This is a genomic window from Nocardia sp. NPDC049707, from assembly GCF_040674855.1.
GTDB lineage: Bacteria > Actinomycetota > Actinomycetes > Mycobacteriales > Mycobacteriaceae > Nocardia.
Window position 1 is genome coordinate 102,129 of the sequence record NZ_JBFANN010000018.1, and the last position, 16,961, is coordinate 119,089.

Sequence of the window (16,961 nt, forward strand, 5' to 3'; positions counted from 1 at the left end):
GATCCAACTCGGCGAAGGCCCCCGAGTTCTCTTGTCGCCCAGGGCTTTGAAGGTCGCCGGGAGCGCCATCCCGGCCCGGATCTCGGCGGGTTCGAGCATCCGGAAGGTGCACTCGTCGAGCAGCTGCGCCGGGTCGACACCGCCCAGCTCGGACCGGTCGCGAGGTCACCGAGGTCCCCATCGGATATCCCACCCGGTTGGACCAGGCCGTGATGGAAACCGGCGGCGGGAGAACGTGTCCAAGGGCTGGTCGATGCCGCCCGCGGACGGACTTCTTTGCTGCCGCCTCGCAGAGTGGTCAAGAACGGCGGAATCGCCGAACCCAGCTCACGGCTCAATGCCGTGGCTATGGCTGCGATCGGTCGACAGTGGTCGATGAGATGGTGGCGGACCTCCGCATGTTGCAATGTAGCTCCTGCTCAATTGTCTTACACATTTGTACTAGACAAACGTGTAACCAGTCTGTTAGACATATGTGCAAGACATTCGAGCCAGTGAGGAACAGATCATGAGCAACACCGTCCCCGCCACCATCTGCCCGCGGGTCCTCGTCTGTGGCGGCGGCATCGGCGGCAATGCCGTTGCCCTGCAACTGCTCCGGGCCGGGATCCGGGCCACTGTGGTCGAGCGGGCGGCCGCGCCCCGGCCCGGCGGACAGGCGGTGGATCTGCGCGGTCCGAGCGTCGAGGTGGCGGAGCGGATGGGGCTCATGCCGGGCATCCGCAAAACCCAATTGGACGAGCACGGCATGGTTTTCGTGGACAGCGAGGGCAAGGAACTGCTGCGCATGCCCGCGGAGGTCTTCGAGGGCAAGGGCACGGTCGCCGAGATCGAGCTCACCCGCGGCGACCTGAACCAGGTGCTGCTCGATCTGCTCGCGGCGGCGGGCGGCGTGGACTACCGCTACGGCGAATGGGTTACCGAGATCAACCAGGACGGCGCGGGCGCGGATGTCACCTTCGCCTCCGGCGGCACCGAACGGTTCGACATCGTGATCGGCGCGGACGGACTGCATTCCTCGACCCGGCGCCTGGTCTTCGGCCCGGAGGAGGAGTTCTCCACCTACCTCGGCGGCTATATGTCCTTCTTCACGCTGCCGACCCCCGAGTACGCGAAGCCGCATTGGTTCGCGATGAATTCACTGGTCGGTGCGACCGGTGTCGGACTGCGCCCGGATGCCGATCCGGCCACCAGCAAGGCGCTGGTCGTCATCCGGGGCGCCGCGAATCCGGCGCTGCGTCGTGATGTCGCGGCACAGCAGCAGCTCATCCGCGAGCGATTGGCCGACGGCGGCACCATCGCAGACACCGTCAGCGCTGCCATGGCCAACGCTGACGACTTCTACTTCGACGAACTGGCCCGCATCGACGTCCCGAACTGGTCCAAAGGCCGGGTGGTGCTGCTCGGCGACGCGGGCTACTGCGGGTCCCCAGTCACCGGACAGGGCACTGCGATGGCACTGGTCGGCGCGTACGTCCTCGCCGGTGAAATCGCTGCGCACGCAACCGATCCCGATAAGGCGCTGGCCCGCTACGAAGAGGTGCTGCGGCCGTTCGTCGCCACCGCACAGGAACTGCCGCCCGGCGGCCTGCGGTCGATGACGCCCGATTCCCGCTTCGGCATCCGCGCGGGTCTGCTCGTCAGCAAGCTGATGACGACCAAGATCATGAAGCCGCTCATGATGAAGATGCTCACCAAGACCGAGAGCTACGAGCTGCCCGACTACTCGCTCCAGACGGTCGACTGACCGCTCGCGGCCCAGCCGGGCCGGTCACCCCTCGTGAACCGGCCCGGCTACATACACCCTTGGATGGGATCGTAGGCGTGCACCGAATGGTTACCTTCGGCAGCGGCGACTACGTGCGCCGGTCAGCTCCGGGAAGAGCCGTCCGCGGTGGTTGCCCCCGATAAAGCGCCAGCCGGGACGGTCACCCCTCGTGGACCGGCCCGGCTGGCGCTACCCCCGTGATGCGACCTGTTACCCCTCGTGAACAGGTCGAGTCCGGTTCCCCACCCTCGGTGGTGGCTGGTGTTGCGGTGTTGACACAAACAATGCCGCCGTGGGCTTGTTAGGCACTTAAGAAGACCTTGCAGAAACAAAACCGCAGGTAGCCGCATTATTTTCGGAAGTTCCTCCGGAGTTTGCGGCGCGTCGGCGCGAATCGGCGGATGATGGAGGAGGAGGGCGACAAGGAGAATGGAGCGGCGATGGAAACCTTGGTTGTCTGGGTACTGGCCTGCCTGCTCTACTGGTGGGGACTGCTGTAGTTCCGAGCCCTGGGGCCCGTAGATTCCAGCCCCCAAACGAAAAACAGCTCCGCCCCCGACCGAAATGGTCGGGGGCGGAGCTGTTTTCGGACCTGAGCTGTCAGGCGTCCAGTCCGGCGCGGACACCTATCTCGACGCGCTTGCCGAGTTCTGCGTCCACGTTCTTCCAGTAGTCGAAGACTCGGGACAGCACCGGCTCGCGCACACCGCCGAGCACATGACCGACGATATTGTCCACCAGGCGATCTCGCTGCTCGTCGTCGAAGACCTCACGGACCAAGGTACCCGCCTGGGTGAAGTCGCCGTCCTCGGCGTGCTCGAGATAGCCCGCACGCAGCATGGTCGGGTCGAACTCCCAGCTGCCGCCATCGGGCGCCTGTTCGGGGTCGGCATGCGGGCCGCCGAACGAATTCGGTGCATAGACAGGCGTATTCGCGTCGTTGTAGTCGTATCGCATCGGCCCCTCCTTGGAATAGGAGTTCACCTGCGCCGCCCGCGCGCGGTTCGGCGGCAGCTGCGCATAGTTGGTGCCGATGCGGTAGCGGTGCGCGTCCGCGTAGGCGAACACCCGGCCGAGCAGCATCTTGTCGGGCGAAAAGCCGATGCCGGCAACGACATTCGAGGGTTCGAAGGCGGCCTGCTCGATATCGACGAAGTAGTTGGCCGGATTGCGGTTCAGGGTCCACTTGCCGACCTCGATCAGCGGGTAATCCCGATGTGACCACACCTTGGTCAGGTCGAACGGGTTGAAGCGGTAGCCCTCGGCCTCGGCGACCGGCATGACCTGCACGTACAGCGTCCAGCTCGGGAACTCGCCGCGCTCGATCGCCTCGTACAGGTCGCGGCGGTGGTAGTCGGCGTCCGCACCGGCGAGGCGATCGGCCTCGGCCTGGGACAGATAGTCGATGCCCTGATCGGTCTTGAAGTGGTACTTCACCCAGAAGCGCTCGCCCGCGGCATTGACCCACTGGTAGGTGTGCGAGCCGTAGCCGTTCATATGCCGGTAGGTCTTCGGGATGCCGCGGTCGCCCATCAGCCAGGTGACCTGGTGGGCGGTCTCCGGACGCAGGGTCCAGAAGTCCCACTGCATGTTGTGATCGCGCAGTCCGCTGCCGGGCAGGCGCTTCTGCGAGCGGATGAAATCCGGGAACTTGATCGGATCCTTGATAAAGAAGATCGGGGTGTTGTTGCCGACGAGGTCGTAGTTGCCGTCCTCGGTGTAGAACTTCACCGCGAAACCCCGCGGGTCGCGCCAGGTGTCGGGGCTGCCCTGTTCGCCCGCGACGGTGGAGAACCGCGCCAGCGATTCGGTCCGCGCGCCCGGCTGGAAGAGCTTGGCCTTGGTGTAGCCACTCACGTCATTGGTGACCACCAGCTCGCCGTACGCGCCCGCGCCCTTGGCGTGCACGATCCGCTCCGGCACCCGCTCCCGGTTGAACTGGGCGAGCTTTTCGATGAGGTAGTGGTCGTGTAGCAGGATCGGGCCCTGCGTGCCCGCGGTGAGCGATTCGTTATCGCTCGGTACCGGCGTTCCGGTGTTGGTGGTTGTCGGGTTGGACATCGGCAGCCTCCTTGACTGAATGGCTACATCCCGCTTCGGGATGTACGGCAGGTCGGGCACAGACCCCAGAAGACGACTTCGGCCTCGTCGATCACGAACCCGTGTGCGTCCTCGGGTTCCAGGCAGGGGGCTGAGCCAACGACACAGTCGATATCGACGACCGTGTCGCAGCTTCGGCACACCAGATGGTGGTGGTTGTCCCCGGCCCTGGTCTCGTACAGCGCAGGCGAACCGGCGGGTTCGATGCGCCTTAGGAGTCCGGCGTTCACGCAGGCCCGGAGCACGTCATAGACGGCCTGCGTGGATACCGAGCCGAGGGTTTCGCGGACGGTGGCGGCGACCCGATCAGCATCCGAATGCGGTCGGGCCGCGACCGCAGCCAGCACCGCGACCCGCGGGGCCGTAACCCGCAGGCCGGCGGTGCGCAACTGCTCGCGCGGGTCGGTGATGTTGGTGTGCATACGTCTGATAGTTACGCCTATTCTGGAATTAGTCAAGAAAACAATGTGGTGTGCGGATGTGTGATGGTGGTCACCGAAGGCTGATGTTCAATTCGCACTCGGTGCGTCGATGAGCTGCGCCTGCCGTTGGCGGATTGTGGGACGGCGGACCGGTTCAGTGTGGGGATGCGGTGGCGGTCACGGCGGTCAGCTGGACCACCCCCTTCGATTCGCACCCGACCCACCCATGACTTACGCCCGCGCCCCGCGGGTTAGCGGGATCGGTTCGGTGCGCGGATGAGGCGACTGGTCACGCGGGTGCTGTCCCGCGCCCGTTTGATTCGCGCCCGGCCAATGAAGACTTTGCGCGGGCGCCAAGCGGAGTGCGAGTTGACATCCCGCGGCACGTCGACTCAGCCGTTCCTGTTTTCAGGAGCGGAATTTCTTGGCTCGCATGTACTTGGCGAGTTCGTCGTAGGCGCCGTCGCCGTTGGCGAATTCGACTACATTGCGGGCAGATTCGAACCAGGGGCCCGCGCTCGGCTTGATCTGGCTCAGCGCGACCTCGATATCGGCCATGCCGACCGGGCGCATGGTGCTGGTGCTGATCGAATCGGCCATCGCCAATTGTGTTGCCGAGGTGCAGATATGGGCCAGATCGGCACCGGAGAAGCCGTCGGTGCGCCGCACGATGGCCGGAAGATCGATGCCCATGACAGGACGATCCCTCAGGTGGTACTGCAGGATCGCCCGGCGCGCTTCCGGATCCGGCAGCCCGACCAGGATCATGCGGTCGAACCGGCCGGGGCGGCGCAGGGCGACATCGAGATCCCACGGGTGGTTGGTGGCGCCGAGGATGTAGACGCCATCATTGCTGCGCGTTGCCGAATCCATTTCATTGAGTAGCTGATTCACCACATTGCGCATCCAGGAGGAACCCGACATCTGACTACGCTTGTGCCCGAGAGCATCCACCTCGTCGAGGAACAGCACACAGGGCGCATTACGGCGGGCCAGCTCGAAGACCTCGTGCAGATTGCGCTCGCCGGAACCGTGATAGATATCGAGGATGTCGGCGATCTCGATCGGATAGAAATTCGCGCCGAGTTCACCGGCAACCGCCGAGGCGATGAAGGTCTTACCGCAACCGGGCGGGCCGTAGAGCAGCAGCCCACCACGTGCGGAAGTACCAAAAGCCTCGGCGAATCCGGGATTACGGATCGGCCCGAGCAGCGTGAGTTCGAGCTGACGCTTCACATCCTGCATGCCACCGACATCAGCTAACTCGAGGGTGGGCTTTTCGAACACACCGACATCCGAGTCGGTCACGAACTCGCGCGAGCCCTCATTGACGAACGCGGGCGCGATGATGTCACCGAGCTGTTCTTCTGCAGCCGCCCAATCATATTGCTGCGGTTGATCTTTCGCCTTGTCAGGCGATGGCTCGCCCGGAGTCGACTTGGCCTGCGTCGGCTCGCTGGGCGTGGACTCGGTTGGCGTGAACTCGGTTGGCGTGAACTCGCTTGGTTTCAGCTGGCTGGGCGTGGGCTGGCCTGGCGCCGACTTACTCAGGCTCGACTCGCCCGGCGTGGGCTGGCCCGGCATCTGCTGACTCGACGTGGATTGGCCCGGCATCGACTGACTCGACGTCTGCTCGCTCGGCATCGGCTGTCCCGGCATTGGCTGGCCAGGTGTCGGCTGACTCGGCGCGGCGGGGGTTGCCGCAGCACCTGCGAGCGCAATCGTGCACTGCTGCAACAACTCCAGGACACGGGCGTGTCCCGGTTCCTGAGTAAGTGCGGTCGCGCAGTTGGCCAGTGCCTCGGCATAGCGGGTACGGTCGATCAGCAGCTCTATCACCCGCACGCGCAGCGCAAGCACCTCTGGACTGCGCTCCAGTGCGGCCAGCATTTCGGTCAATACCAGATCATCGGACACGCCGATCCCCCTCTTCACCTCGTGAGCTCGTTGATTCTAGATTGCGGTACGCGAGTCCGTACCAGCCCGAATCGCCACCCACGGGTAGCCGACGCGAGTCCACGGCCAGCACGCCTGTCAGCTTCTTGCGCGGCGGCGAGTCGGCCGACCGCGGGCAGGTTTCCGGCCTGCTCGATACCTGAAGGCAGCAGGTTCGTGCGCTGTCGGGCATGGCTCCTCTCACCCCGCGCGGTGCCTGGAGGTTGCCAACTGCCTCGACCAGGGGACTTTCGTTGTGTGCGTCACATTCGAATTCGTGGAATAGATCCGGGGGACGGGTGGTTGATCACCTCTGTCGGCGTCCGGACAGCCCCGGGCCTCACCCCATTTGTCGCTTCGAGCGACCACTCGCCGAGAGGCGCTTGTGGGACGTCGGCACTCGAGTCGTGACGTTGGCGTGGCGTCCGGCGACTCAGCGCCGCCAGGTTTACCGACCTGGCGGCGTTTTGTCTGCGGTCGCCACGCAGTGCTGACTGGACTCGCGGTCCTCGGCTCGGGCGCGGGATGGTTCGTGGTACGCACGCGCCGCTCCGGTGTCCCCCGGGAAGAATCTCGGAATGTCGGACGTCGTGCGCCACGCCCGGTTGATAATCGGCTGAGGCGTGTCCAGCCTGTTGCCCGGTCTGACGCGGTTGGGCGCGATAGCCTCGTGCGCATGGGGCGCATCTACGGATTCCTGGCCGGAATCGCGGCGGTATCGCTGGTTGTGGGGAGCGTTTTCGTGGGGGGTGCGCAGGCCGCGCCCACCGAGCAGTTGTCGTGTGGAGTGTCGTCCGGGCGGGAGCCGGAACGAGCGTCGCCGGAACAGGTTGGACTGGATTCGGGACTGCTCGCGGATGCCTTGGCGTTCGCGAGTGGGCGTAATCGGTTGAATGTGCAGGTGTTCCGGCACAACTGCCTGATCGGCGAGGGACCGACGAACGACCAGACCGGAAATGTCGCTTGGAATATCTGGAGTGCGACGAAGAGCGTTGTCTCGCTGCTCGCCGGAATAGCCTGGGATCAGGGGAAACTCGATATCGAAGCGCCGATCGACCGGTATCTGCCGCCCGGACTCGGCGATGCGCAGCATCGATCGATCACCGTCGAGAATCTGCTGACCGAATCGTCCGGCATGACAGTGGGTGTGCTCACCGAGGGTGCCACGGGGGTGATTCCACTCGATCCGAATAGTGCCGTGCAGGCGCTCGGGGTGCCGTTGGACAATCCGCCGGGCGCGGCATTCAGCTACAGCCAGCGCAATGTCGATCTGCTCGCGTATGTCATCGAATTGGCCATCGGGGAACGGTTGCAGCAGTTCGCGCAGCGTGAGCTTTTCGATCCGCTCGGCATCGAACGCGGCGATTATTACTGGGCGCGCGATCGTGCCGGGCACACCTACGGATACGCCCATCTGATGATCCCGCCGAACGATTTCGCGAAACTCGGGCTGCTGGTGACCAATAATGGGCGCTGGGGCGCGCAGCAGATCGTCTCGCAGACGTATCTGCACAAGGCACGTCAACCTTCACCGACGAACGAGTGCTACGGGTATCTGTTCTGGCTCGGGCCGGGATGCGCCGAGTCCGCCGACTTCATGCCCGCCGACGTCTACATGATGTCGGGACTCGGCATGCAGAACGTTTTCATCGTGCCGAGCCTGGATTTGACGGTGGTGTGGACCGGATTCTTCGGAAATCTCAGCAACGAGGGCATTTCGGGAATTGTGCAGAACACCGCGGAATTGCCGCACGAATTCTTCCGGCGGTTGTTCGCGGCCTTCGAGGATCATCCGGTGCCCGATCCGGGTCCCTTTGTCGAGCCGCCGCTGCGTCTGGATCCGCGCCGGTTCGTGGATACGAATCTGCTGCTCGCGGTCTTCGGCACCGGACCCGCGGCATATCCGGGCTGCAATGTCTTCAGCTGCCTGAACTATCCGTTGGCGCCGCCGTTCGCCGATACCGCACCCGGCTGCGCCATCCTGGCCTGCCTCGGTCCGGATCCGCGCGCGCCTGGCATCCGCTGAATCACCCCGCCGAAGAACGGGATATCGACGGCGTGCGACCCTTCGGGGCCAGTTGCCGGAGGCCCCCGTTCGAGGCGATGGCGACCGAGGGTGCGGATCGACGATCCGCACCCTCGCCAAGGCCGCCGCAGCAGCTCACGCTCGGAGGATGTATCGCCCGCGTTCCGCAGAATTCTGTACCGGGTTCGCAAGCCGAGCCGCCCTGAGCGGACGGGAATCCTCGCTGCCGCAAAGGATTGAGCACGTCGCACAGCGAGCCGTCCTGCACGAAGGAATCCGCGCTGTCGCAGAGGATTGGGGGCGTCGCAGGGGGGGTGACTACCTCGCACACGGTGGCGGTTGCGCGAGGTGGGGATGGCGTCAGGTCAAGGGGGTGAGCCAGTCGTGGTGGGTGTCGGTGTGGAGAGCGGCGGTGTGGCGTTTGCGGAGGGATTGGGTCAGGGGGCCGGGGTGGCCGGTGGCGATGGGGCGGCCGTCGACTTCGGTGACCGGGGAGATACCAGAGGAGGTACCGGTGACGAAGACTTCGTCAGCTATGTAGACCTCGGTGAGGTCGATGGTGCGTTCGACGATCGGGATGCCGTCTTCGGCGGCGAGGGTGAGGATGGTGCGGCGGTTGATGCCGTCGAGGATGTCGCAGGAGACATCGGGGGTGATCAGGGTGCCGTTGCGGACGAGGAAGATATTGGCGGCACTGAGTTCGCAGACGTGTCCGTTGCCGTCGAGGAAGATGCAGTCGTCGTAGCCGCTGTCGATGGCGTCCTGTTTGGCGAGTACCGAATTGACGTACGCACCATTGACTTTCGCACGTGAGGGAATCGCGTTGTCCGGAATGCGCCGCCACGGGCTGGATTTCAGACGCATACCGTCCTGCGGGACGATCGGCACCGCGTCGTAGACGAAGATGCTGACCTGGATCGCACAGCCGCGAACCCGGGTACCCGGAATCGATTCGACGACATGCACTGTCGCGCGGACGAATACGTCCTCGGTCGGCGCATTGGCCGCGACCAAGTCGATGATCGCCGTGCGAAAGCGCGCGAAGTCCCATTCGGCGGCGAAACGGTCGATGCCGATGATCTTGCAGGATTCTTCGAGTCGCCGGAAATGGTCGTCGAGCCGAAAAGCGGTGCGTGCCGATCCATCCACATGCACCGGGAAAACTGTGTACACACTGAGCCCGTACAGCACCGCCGATGATGCGACACCGACCGACGCCGCCCGCGCGTCAACGATCTGGTCCCCGAAATATACCTGTGGATAAGGATTCGCCATCGGCGCAGGCTAGCAGTCGGCACACAGGCGGGGCGAAGGTTTTTCGGACCGCCCGGGTGCTGGTCAGTTCTCCGCGAGTCGGGCGAAACGCGCCGTATCCATATAGTCGCGGAACAGCGTGACCTTGCCGTCGCGGACTCGAATGACATTGACGGAGGTGCGAACTCGGGCCCGCGCGGCGCCGGGCACCGTCATATCGACCTCGTTCTCCACAAGAACCACCTCGGGATCGGCTGTTTCGTACACCTGTGGATAGATCCCGTGCACCTCGATACCGGAAATCCCGGACCAGCGCTGCGCGAGATGCGCCCGGATCTCCTCGTGCCCGACCAGCCGGGTCGGCATTCCGGGGATAACGAAGGGGATCTCGAATACCGCATCCGGGGCGAGCAGTTGGACGAATGCGTCGGCATTGCGAGCGGGCAGCTCCCGGAACATGCGTTCGACCAGCTCACGAGGGCTTTCCACCGAAGTATCCACCATGAATACACCTGCTTCAGTTAATCGGAACGTTGACCCCGCTTATCATTCGGAACGATGGCCCCGTTTGTCAATACCTCCAGTAAACTCGGCCCGTGGCCGACGGAACCTAAGACCACAGCATCGGCGGTCGCGACGGAACCCAGCACCAGCGAGGAGCTGTGTCCGAGACAAACGAAGACACAACGCAACCAGCCGCGGGGAATCAAGCGCCAGCAAGGAACAGCCGTGACCAAGGCAAACGAAGACACAACGCCATCAGCCGCAACCGAACCCAGCACCAGCAAGGAACAGCCGTGACCAAGGCAAACGAAGACGCAACGCCATCAGCCGCGGGGGAATCGAGCGCCCGCGAGGTATGGCTGTGACCGATCGCGTGGAACCGCGTCCGCTGCGCGCGGACGCGCGCCGCAATCGCGACCGCGTGCTCGCCGCTGCCCAAGAGGCCTTTGCCGCCGAGGGCATTTCGGTGCCGCTCGATGAAATCGCGCGCCGCGCGGGCGTCGGGGCGGGCACCGTTTACCGTCACTTCCCCACCAAGGAAGCGCTTTTCGAGGCCGCGATCACGGACCGCGTCGAGCGCATGATCGCCTACGCCCGCGAACTAGCCACCGCCGCCGACCCGGGCAAAGCCTTCTTCGACTTCCTCGATTGCATGGCCACCGAGGGCACGGTCAAACGCGACCTCGCCGAAGCCGTCGGTGTCGACTCCCCCGAACACCGCAAACCCGCCAACGATCTACGCGTCGCCATCACCCAATTGCTCACCCGCGCACAACAATCCGGTGCGGTACGACGCGATATCGATATCGATGACCTGATGCGCGTCGTGAAGGGCACCTTCCTGGCCGCCAACAGCACCAACACCACCGCCGACCAACGCCGCCGCGCCTTCGCGATCGTGTTCGACGGACTGCGCGCCCACTGACGAGTCAGCGCCGAACTCGCTGGTTAAGCGAAATGCCCAGCGCGATGCGGCATTACGCGGGCTTTCGTTGGTTGCGATCCAGCCGGTACTTCAAAGTGGTCTGGTGATTCGGAAAGCGTTGTCTGCGTTCGCACGTCGGCGACCAGGTGTGGCGCGGTCTCCGGTAGATGGTTCAGCGACGAAGAACCTGGATACCGGAGACCTCATGCCAAGCAGTGCCGAGGCGAACGAGATCCGAGCGACGCGCAGCGGGTTCGGTTCGAGCCGAAAACCGGTCCGCGGCAACCAGATTCGACTCTCGGTCCACTACCTGGCGGCCACCGTCCATATCCAGCCATCAAGCAGTGGCTACGACACGGGTGAGGGCCGGCAAGTGCCCACCCGCGCCCGCTGGGCTCTCCTCAGACCTACCCCAAAAGGCTGGGCTGGTCGATCACCCACAACCACGTGCCGTCATCCTGGCGGCGAGCCACTTCGACGGTGACACCGCCGTCAGGCAAACACACCGAGGTGAGCGCCAGGTCGCCATTGCGCAACGTGGGCTGCTGCCGCCCAGGAGCAAACGTGGACCCGCCGCTGACCAGATGCTCATACGCTTGGTGAATCTCGCTGGCCCCCGTGGCGACCCGACCATCCGGCAATGCCAGCACCGCGTCCGGTTCGTACAGCGCCACCAGCCCTGCAACGTCACCCGCGTTGAGCCGCTCCACGATCAACCGGCTGAGATCCTCCGGCTGGACAGCACGCTCCCTGCCATCATCACTGGTCATTTGCTCGTAACTCCCATCAGATCCGGCCGAGCTGCCTCGGATAGCAAGCGATCATGCCAGGCAGGTACGACAAATCAGCACGGACCGAACTACTCTGTGCGTCGGTGACATTCGATATCGGATGACCGACAAGCGAACGGGCCGTTCGGATCTCGCGATCGGAACGGCCCGTTCGGTGGCGGTCAGCGCTGAGCCAGCAGGACTTCGGCGATTTGAATGGTGTTGAGGGCGGCGCCCTTTCGGAGGTTATCGCCGGAGATGAACAGTGCGAGGCCGCGGCCTTCGGGGACGCCCGGATCCTGGCGGATGCGGCCGACGAGGGAGTCGTCCTTGCCTGCGGCGGCCAAGGGGGTCGGCACGTCGGTGAGTTCGACACCGGGAGCCTTGGCCAGGATTTCCTTGGCGCGCTCGACCGAAATCGGTTCGGCGAATTCGGCATTCACCGACAGCGAGTGGCCGGTGAAGACCGGGACGCGCACGCAGGTTCCGCTGACCAGCAGGTCGGGCAGACCGAGGATCTTGCGGCTCTCATTGCGCAGCTTCTGGTCTTCGTCGGTTTCGAAGGAACCGTCGTCGACCAGCGCACCGGCGAGCGGGATCACGTCGAAGGCAATCGGCGCGACGTACTTGTTCGGGGCCGGGAACTGCACCGCACCGCCGTCGTGCACCAGCTTTTCGGCATCGTCGACCACGGCGCGCACCTGCGCGGCCAGTTCCTCGACACCGGCCAGGCCACTACCGGAAACGGCCTGGTAGCTCGAGATGATCAGGCGCTGCAGACCCGCCACATCGTGCAGCGGCTTGAGCACCGGCATCGCGGCCATCGTCGTGCAGTTCGGATTCGCGATGATGCCCTTGACCAGATTGCGGGTCTGCTCCGGATTCACCTCGCTGACGACCAGCGGGACCTCGGGATCCTTACGCCAGGCCGACGAGTTATCGATCACGGTGACACCGGCCGCGGCGAAACGCGGCGCCTGCACCCGTGACATGGTGGCGCCCGCGGAGAACAGCGCGATATCCAGCCCGGTGGGATCGGCGGTCTCGGTGTCCTCGACCACGATTTCGCTGCCGCGCCACGGCAGGGTCTTACCCGCCGAGCGGGCCGAGGCGAAGAAACGCACCTCGTCGGCCGGGAAGTTGCGCTCCTCCAGCAGTTTTCGCATGACGGCGCCGACCTGTCCGGTCGCGCCGACGACTCCTACTCGTACACCCATGGCTGTGCCCCTTTCGACTCGACCGGGAGCGCTGCGTGGTTACGCTGCGCTGCCGCCTGCGCGCTCGACCCGGCCAAGTCAGCGTCCTGTTCCCGCGTGGACGACGGCGACCTCGTCGCCGCCCAGATCGAAGGCCTTGTGCAGTACCTGCACGGCCTCGTCCAGTTCGGTGTCCTTGACCAGCACCGAGATCCGGATCTCGGAGGTGGAGATGAGGTCGATATTCACGCCCGCGTTCGCCAGCGCCTCGCAGAAGGTGGCGGTGACACCCGGATGGCTCTTCATACCCGCGCCGACCAGGGAGACCTTGCCGATGTGGTCGTCGTAGAGCACCTGCGAGAAGCCGATCTCGTCTTGGCGCTTGGTCAGCATTTCCACCGCACGCGCGCCCTCGGTCTTGGGCAGGGTGAAGGTAATATCGGTCTTGCCGGTTTCGACCTTGGAAATGTTCTGCAGGACCATATCGATATTGATCTCCGCGTCGGCGATCGCGCGGAAAACCTTGGCGGCATAGCCAGGTTCGTCCGGCAAGCTGACCACGGTCACCTTGGCCTCGCTGCGGTCGTGCGCGACGCCCGTGAGGATTGCTTGCTCCAAGGGGATGTCCTCCATCGATCCAGAGACGTAGGTGCCGGGCTTGTCGGTGTAGGACGAGCGCACATGCACCGGAACGTTGTAGCGGCGCGCGTATTCCACGCAGCGCAGCATGAGTACTTTCGCGCCACAGGCCGCGAGCTCGAGCATCTCCTCATAGGAGACCTGCTCGAGCTGCTGCGCGTCGGGCACGATCCGCGGGTCGGCGGTGAACACGCCGTCCACATCGGTGTAGATCTCGCAGACGTCGGCCTTCAGCGCCGCGGCCAGCGCGACCGCGGTGGTATCGGAGCCGCCGCGGCCGAGGGTGGTGACGTCACGACTGTCCTGGCTGACGCCCTGGAAACCGGCGACCAGCACGACCAGACCTTCGTCCAGCGCGGCACGCACCCGGCCCGGGGTGACGTCGATGATCTTGGCGTTACCGTGCGATCCGGTGGTGATCACACCCGCCTGCGAGCCGGTGAACGAGCGAGCCTGGGCCCCGAGCGAATGGATGGCCATGGCGACCAGCGCATTGGAGATGCGCTCACCCGAGGTGAGCAGCATGTCCATTTCCCGAGCCGGCGGCGCGGGCGCCACCTGCTGCGCCAGATCGAGTAACTCGTCGGTGGTATCGCCCATGGCCGAGCAGACGACCACCACGTCGTGGCCCTGCTTCTTCGTCTCGACGATCCGTTCAGCGACGCGCCGGATGCGCTCGGCGGTCGCCACCGAGGATCCTCCGTACTTCTGAACAACGAGAGCCACGACAGGGTCCTCCAAGATCGACAAACAGCTGCTAACAGCTCCCCAGAGTACTGCCGAGGTCTATCTAACTTGCTGGTACCTCCCGGCCCGGCAGCGTCGAGGGGGCCTGACGCGAGTCGATCTTGGTGCCAATGGCTTCCATGAGCGGGTGCGTTTTCGTGTTCTGGAACGCGGCGATCAGCCACTCGCCGTGCTGCCGGATCACGACCGTCGTCTGCACCTTCATGGCGCGGCGTGTGCGACGCTGCCGAGGCTTCAGCATCCAGCCCCGGCCGTGCACGACCGCCACATCCGGCGTGAGAAACCGCAGCTGAGTGATCTCGCCTTCGAGGTGGGTGCCCTTCAGGTATTTCGTGAACATAGGGATGTGCGAGTCGCGGATGGCCTCGCGCCCTTTGAAATGGGTGCCGATCCAGGTGACGTAGTCGGCGTCGGGCGTGAACACCGTCGCATACGCCTCGGCATCGCCCGCCGCCCAAGCCGCGTTCTGACGGTCGAACAGCGCGAGAATCGCGGCCGCATCGGTCTGCTGATCAACGGACATGACAACCTCCGGACAGGATCGGACCAGCGTAAGATCTGAGCAAGTCAATAACTGATCGAGTAAATAGTTGACTGAATAAGATATTGACCGAGTGAGACGAGGATGTCAAGGGATGTCAGAGCGCGCGGATTTGGCGACGGCATTGACCATCGCGGCCCAGCAGAGTGCCAATGACGGCGTGATGATGCATCAGGCGGTCGCGGACAAACTCGGCCTGCACGTCACCGACCTGCGCTGCCTGAACATGCTCAGGCTCGGCGGCCCGGCGACGGCCGGGGAACTGGCCGCGCGCACCGGGCTGACCACCGGCGCCGTCACCCGGATGATCGACCGACTGCTCAAAGCGGGCTATGTGCGGCGGGAACACGATGCCCAGGACCGGCGGCGGGTCAATGTCAGTGTGGTCCAAGAGCGGATCGATGAGATCGCGCCGCACTACGAGGTCATGGCGCGGGAGTTCGGGGCGGCGATGGCCGGGTATTCGGTCGAACAGTTGGAGTTGGTGCTCGATGTGTTCAACCGACTGCACGAGACATCGGAGCGGGTGACGGCGCTGCTGCGGGCAGCCGACACCGAGTGAGAGGACGATGTAGCCCATGAAAAGCACGGTGATCGAGGTGACCACGGGACGATCCGAAGTCGTGTACGACATCACCCCGCAGTGCGCGGCCTTCGCGCGGGACGCGGGCGCGGATGGGCTGCTGCATATCTTCGTACCGCATGCCACGGCCGGGATCGCGATCATGGAACTCGGGGCGCGCAGCGATGACGATCTGCTCGCCGCACTGCGCGATCTGCTGCCCGCCGATGATCGCTGGCGGCATGCACACGGCTCACCCGGGCACGGCCGGTCCCACGTAATGCCCGCATTGATCCCGCCCTACGCCACCGTCCCGGTCATCGGCGGTGCGCTGACCTTGGGTACCTGGCAGTCGATCGCGCTGGTCGATCTCAATATCGACAATCCGGATCGGCAAGTGCGCCTGTCGTTTCTGCGCGGTTAGTGGTGAGCGATGCCCGCCGCCGTGGCGGCGCAACCGCCGCCACGGCCGGGCCTCAGGCTCTGGTCAGCCAGGTGACCTGCACGCCGTTACCGAATTCGATCCGCTCGGTGGGCGCGAACAGGGTCGGGTTGAATTCGCCCGCGAAGGCCGGGGTTCCGGTCCCGGCCACCACCGGATAACTCTTGATGACGAGTTCATCGATCTCGCCGAGCAGCTGCGCGGCGAGCTGACCGCCACCGGCCAGCCAGATATCCATGCCGTCCTCCTGCTTCAGGCGACGCACCAGGCCGATCGGATCAGCCTCGACCAGTTCGACGGTCGGATCCTCGATGCGGCCGAGGGAGCTCGAAACAACATACTGCCGCATATGCGCGTACGGGCTGGTCACGCCGATGGCCAGGGCCGGAGCGTAGGTACCGCGGCCCATGACCAAGGTGTCGAACTTCTGATTCGGCGCATCCACCGCGAGCCCGATATGCGGGCGCGCGTGGGTCGGGAGCGTCTCCGGGTACCGCGCCTTCAGCCAGTCCCACATGTCGTTCCCGACCGGATAGAAGCTGATGTCGTCGCCGGGACCCGCGATATAGCCGTCGAGTGACATGCCGACGAAATAGCAGAGTTTTCGCATGTGACTACCTCTTTCGTGCTGCTGGATCGTCAGGTCCGGGAGAACCAGGTGACCTGGGCGCCGTTGCCGAACTCTCGGCGCTCGGTCGGCGTGAACAGGGTCGGGTTGAACGCGCCCGAGAAGGCGGATATGCCGCCGCCCGCGACGACCGGGTAGCTCTTGAGGATCATCTCGTCGATTTCGTCGAGCAGCGACCCGGCCAGTTTGCCGCCGCCGCACAGCCAGATATCGCCGCCCGCTTCGGCTTTCAGCCGTCGCACCAGCCCGACCGGATCACTTGCGACCACCTCGACCTGTGGATCATCGATCGCACCGAGGGTGCTCGAAATGACGTACTGCCGCATATGCGGATACGGGCTGGTGACACCCTCCGGCAGCGGGAGCTCAAAAGTTGCGCGACCCATCAGCACGGTGTCGAACCTCTTAGTGAGCGTCTGAGAACTGTGTCAGGTGCGAGCGAGGCGGCGTGACATGACAGCAATCATGGCGATGTAGACGATCGCTTCGTGGTGGTCGGGTC

15 protein-coding genes and 1 pseudogene are annotated in these 16,961 nt (G+C 64.6%); 5 read left to right on the plus strand and 11 right to left on the minus strand.

Annotation, left to right across the window (positions count from 1 at the left end):
• Positions 1 to 508 precede the first annotated feature (508 nt).
• Positions 509 to 1,747, plus strand: coding sequence for an FAD-dependent monooxygenase (locus tag AB0J29_RS18180; protein WP_364786872.1), 1,239 nt, complete (start codon positions 509 to 511; stop codon positions 1,745 to 1,747).
• A 621-nt stretch (positions 1,748 to 2,368) separates the two neighbouring features.
• On the opposite strand, the gene AB0J29_RS18185 is transcribed toward AB0J29_RS18180, so the two are convergent.
• The 3 genes from AB0J29_RS18185 to AB0J29_RS18195 all read right to left on the minus strand — a co-directional run bounded on the left by AB0J29_RS18185 (position 2,369) and on the right by AB0J29_RS18195 (position 6,207).
• Complete coding sequence (locus AB0J29_RS18185; protein ID WP_364786875.1) at positions 2,369 to 3,829, minus strand: catalase; 1,461 nt, start codon at positions 3,827 to 3,829, stop codon at positions 2,369 to 2,371.
• A 23-nt stretch (positions 3,830 to 3,852) separates the two neighbouring features.
• Positions 3,853 to 4,290 (minus strand): transcriptional repressor, encoded by a 438-nt coding sequence (locus tag AB0J29_RS18190; protein WP_364786878.1) that lies wholly within the window; start codon positions 4,288 to 4,290, stop codon positions 3,853 to 3,855.
• Positions 4,291 to 4,698: 408 nt separating this feature from the next.
• On the minus strand, positions 4,699 to 6,207 hold the full coding sequence (locus tag AB0J29_RS18195) for an AAA family ATPase (protein WP_364786881.1): 1,509 nt from the start codon (positions 6,205 to 6,207) through the stop codon (positions 4,699 to 4,701).
• Positions 6,208 to 6,901: 694 nt separating this feature from the next.
• On the opposite strand from AB0J29_RS18195, the gene AB0J29_RS18200 reads away from it, so the two are divergent.
• Entirely contained in the window at positions 6,902 to 8,251 is a 1,350-nt protein-coding gene (locus tag AB0J29_RS18200; RefSeq protein ID WP_364786884.1) for a serine hydrolase, read from the plus strand.
• A gap of 360 nt (positions 8,252 to 8,611) precedes the next feature.
• Here AB0J29_RS18200 and AB0J29_RS18205 read toward each other — a convergent pair whose 3' ends face one another.
• A complete protein-coding gene (locus AB0J29_RS18205) occupies positions 8,612 to 9,526 on the minus strand; it encodes an aminotransferase class IV (RefSeq protein ID WP_364786887.1) in 915 nt (304 codons plus the stop codon).
• 63 nt (positions 9,527 to 9,589) lie between these two features.
• Positions 9,590 to 10,009, minus strand: coding sequence for a nuclear transport factor 2 family protein (locus AB0J29_RS18210; protein ID WP_364786889.1), 420 nt, complete (start codon positions 10,007 to 10,009; stop codon positions 9,590 to 9,592).
• 361 nt (positions 10,010 to 10,370) lie between these two features.
• Here AB0J29_RS18210 and AB0J29_RS18215 point away from each other — a divergent pair, with 361 nt between their 5' ends.
• The gene (locus tag AB0J29_RS18215) at positions 10,371 to 10,934 is read left to right on the plus strand and encodes a helix-turn-helix domain-containing protein (RefSeq protein ID WP_364786892.1); all 564 of its coding nucleotides are present in this window, start codon (positions 10,371 to 10,373) and stop codon (positions 10,932 to 10,934) included.
• Positions 10,935 to 11,341: 407 nt separating this feature from the next.
• Here the strand turns inward: AB0J29_RS18215 and AB0J29_RS18220 are convergent, their stop codons facing one another.
• From AB0J29_RS18220 to AB0J29_RS18235, 4 genes are all read right to left on the minus strand, one after another.
• Entirely contained in the window at positions 11,342 to 11,704 is a 363-nt protein-coding gene (locus AB0J29_RS18220; RefSeq protein WP_364786895.1) for a nuclear transport factor 2 family protein, read from the minus strand.
• A 182-nt stretch (positions 11,705 to 11,886) separates the two neighbouring features.
• Positions 11,887 to 12,921 (minus strand): aspartate-semialdehyde dehydrogenase, encoded by a 1,035-nt coding sequence (locus AB0J29_RS18225; protein WP_364786898.1) that lies wholly within the window; start codon positions 12,919 to 12,921, stop codon positions 11,887 to 11,889.
• Between the two features lie 78 nt (positions 12,922 to 12,999).
• Positions 13,000 to 14,265: an aspartate kinase gene (locus tag AB0J29_RS18230; protein WP_364786901.1), complete on the minus strand. Its 1,266-nt coding sequence runs from the start codon at positions 14,263 to 14,265 to the stop codon at positions 13,000 to 13,002.
• 64 nt (positions 14,266 to 14,329) lie between these two features.
• Positions 14,330 to 14,809 (minus strand): SgcJ/EcaC family oxidoreductase, encoded by a 480-nt coding sequence (locus AB0J29_RS18235; protein ID WP_364786904.1) that lies wholly within the window; start codon positions 14,807 to 14,809, stop codon positions 14,330 to 14,332.
• Positions 14,810 to 14,921: 112 nt separating this feature from the next.
• Between AB0J29_RS18235 and AB0J29_RS18240 the strand changes: the two genes are divergently transcribed.
• Both AB0J29_RS18240 and AB0J29_RS18245 read left to right on the plus strand, forming a co-directional pair.
• Entirely contained in the window at positions 14,922 to 15,389 is a 468-nt protein-coding gene (locus tag AB0J29_RS18240) for a MarR family transcriptional regulator (protein WP_364786907.1), read from the plus strand.
• 16 nt (positions 15,390 to 15,405) lie between these two features.
• Complete coding sequence (locus AB0J29_RS18245; protein WP_364786910.1) at positions 15,406 to 15,813, plus strand: secondary thiamine-phosphate synthase enzyme YjbQ; 408 nt, start codon at positions 15,406 to 15,408, stop codon at positions 15,811 to 15,813.
• A gap of 52 nt (positions 15,814 to 15,865) precedes the next feature.
• Here the strand turns inward: AB0J29_RS18245 and AB0J29_RS18250 are convergent, their stop codons facing one another.
• Complete coding sequence (locus AB0J29_RS18250) at positions 15,866 to 16,441, minus strand: dihydrofolate reductase family protein (protein WP_364786913.1); 576 nt, start codon at positions 16,439 to 16,441, stop codon at positions 15,866 to 15,868.
• 29 nt (positions 16,442 to 16,470) lie between these two features.
• Positions 16,471 to 16,866: pseudogene (locus AB0J29_RS18255) on the minus strand (dihydrofolate reductase family protein); the annotation flags it as partial.
• Positions 16,867 to 16,961 lie beyond the last annotated feature (95 nt).